The sequence below is a fragment of the Microvirga tunisiensis genome (genome assembly GCF_009296175.1).
GTDB lineage: Bacteria > Pseudomonadota > Alphaproteobacteria > Rhizobiales > Beijerinckiaceae > Microvirga > Microvirga tunisiensis.
The window spans coordinates 1-1875 of record NZ_VOSK01000662.1; the positions used below are offsets into that span (position 1 = coordinate 1).

Sequence of the window (1875 nt, forward strand, 5' to 3'; positions counted from 1 at the left end):
CATGAACCCTACCACTGTCGCGCTGGTGGCCCCGACAAACGGGAGCGGCGCGGCTTGCTGGTCGCCACCCACCGGAACGAAATCCTGGTGCCAAACCGCAATGCATCGATTGCGTTCGGATCGTGCATTGGACCCGGAATGCGCTCGCTTATGTGCCGAAGGCGCACCAGACCATGGTGGCAGCCGGGCTGCGCCAGGCCTTCCAGCAGCCTGATCAGGCGGCGGCGCGGGCCAGCCTCTGCCATTTTGCCGACCAACTCCACAACCGCTGGCCCAAGCTGAAGGTCTTCGTCGACGACAGCCTGGATGATGTGCTGGCCTACATGAGCTTCCCGGCCCAGCACCGGACGAAGCTGCATAGCACAAACCCCTTGGAGCGCTTGAACAAGGAGATCAAACGCAGGGCCGATGTGGTGGGCATCTTCCCGAATGAGGACAGCATCAGGCGCCTGATTGGCGCGGTGTTGCTGGAGGCCAATGACGACTGGCAGCTTCAGCACCGTTATATGCAGATCGAAGGGATGACTGAGCTCGCAACACCGATGATCAACCAGCAGACTCTGGCAATCACCCCACAGGCGAACTGACCAATGGCCACCTCAAACCACACCCGAATTTACACTCATTGACGGACGTGACCTGATTGGGTGGGCCTTTGCCACGTCCCTTGCGGCCCGCAAGGGACTAAAGCTGCCTCGAGGCTTGAAGAGCAATGCCGCCATCTGCCGGGCCTTCCTTGACCAGCATGCGCCAGTACGATCATCGGAAGCAGGAGAACACCGGCCTCAGAATGGCCCTCGCCCTCCGAGTGAAGCGATGGTGCGCTATGCACGAGCATTGGCTGAAGAACACGGTGTGGAGTGCCCACCAGAGATCGCGACAGACTTTGCAGCCTGCAGGGCTTTTCTCGACGAACATGCCTCACGTCAGGCAATGAAAGCAGAGGACGGGAGTAAAACCACAACCCGCAAGAACCGTTCACCTGCGGTTGCGAGCGATAGTCCTCGCAAGAGTCGTACTGAAACTCCCGCAACCAAGCGATCCATGGCAGCCAAGGGTGGATCGACCCGAGGCCGTGCACGAGCCCGTCCTGCCGGTCCTACCCCGCCACCACGATAAGCGCCACGCCACACGCACGCCTAAGCGGATCGAAAGAGTGCGGGATCCTTGTGTTAATGATCTTCACAGAAGGCGTGCAATAGAGAGGCAGGCCTGCCGAAAGATGCGACCAGCATATTCCATGCGGGTTTTGAGTTGTGATGTCCGCCTCTCTGGCTTGAAACGGCGTATCGCGGCGGAAACGTTTAGATATCAAGCTTATGGTTCTTGCTGAGAACGCCGTACGACTTCTTGAGGTACTCCGCTGTCGGATCCGGCTGAGCAAGCGTTGCCAGCGCCAGAATTCCGAGCTCTGTCGGGGACGTAATTCCCGTCTCTCGCTGTGCGGCCTCGAGGAGTGCTTTCGGGACGCGGAAGCTGACGTGCTCAGTCTGATCACCCTTCAGCAGCCCGGCGCGGCGAGCCTCCTCAACAACAGTGTGCTTGGTGCTTCCTTTGATCTCCAGTTGCGGCTCCCTCGCTTTCTTCGAGCTGATGCCGGAGACGGCCTTCCCTGCACCGCGTGCAATCCGCGGATGGCCCCTGCCTTTTTTCCCTGCTTTCGTCGTAGCCATCGCGGCACCTATGAGGCGATCTGTGTAATCTAAGGCTCTCCGTTACACACATCAACTGGATGGATCAGCGGTCTTAGAGGCTGGTGAGCAATTTTATTACTCGCTTCAAGTGCTTGATTTGGAATAGCTTTCGTGAAGATTGATGAGGCGGATGCGGGGTGTGCAACGGTTGAGGAGCCCCGCTATGGATACTTGTCTCTAT

Annotated in this window: 1 protein-coding gene and 1 pseudogene; one reads left to right on the top strand and one right to left on the bottom strand. The window is 58.7% G+C overall.

Annotated elements, in window-relative coordinates; all coding sequences use genetic code 11:
- Window positions 1-122 precede the first annotated feature (122 nt).
- A pseudogene (locus FS320_RS42580) lies at window positions 123-587 on the top strand (transposase); the annotation flags it as partial.
- Between the two features lie 717 nt (window positions 588-1304).
- Here the strand turns inward: FS320_RS42580 and FS320_RS42590 are convergent.
- Window positions 1305-1673 (bottom strand): hypothetical protein, encoded by a 369-nt coding sequence (locus tag FS320_RS42590; protein ID WP_152718545.1) that lies wholly within the window; start codon window positions 1671-1673, stop codon window positions 1305-1307.
- Between the last annotated feature and the right edge of the window lie 202 nt (window positions 1674-1875).

What these genes read in the sequence shown, in the direction of transcription:
- FS320_RS42590 (WP_152718545.1), bottom strand. Translation starts at nt 1,673, where the DNA reads ATGGCTACGACGAAAGCAGGGAAAAAAGGCAGGGGCCATCCGCGGATT.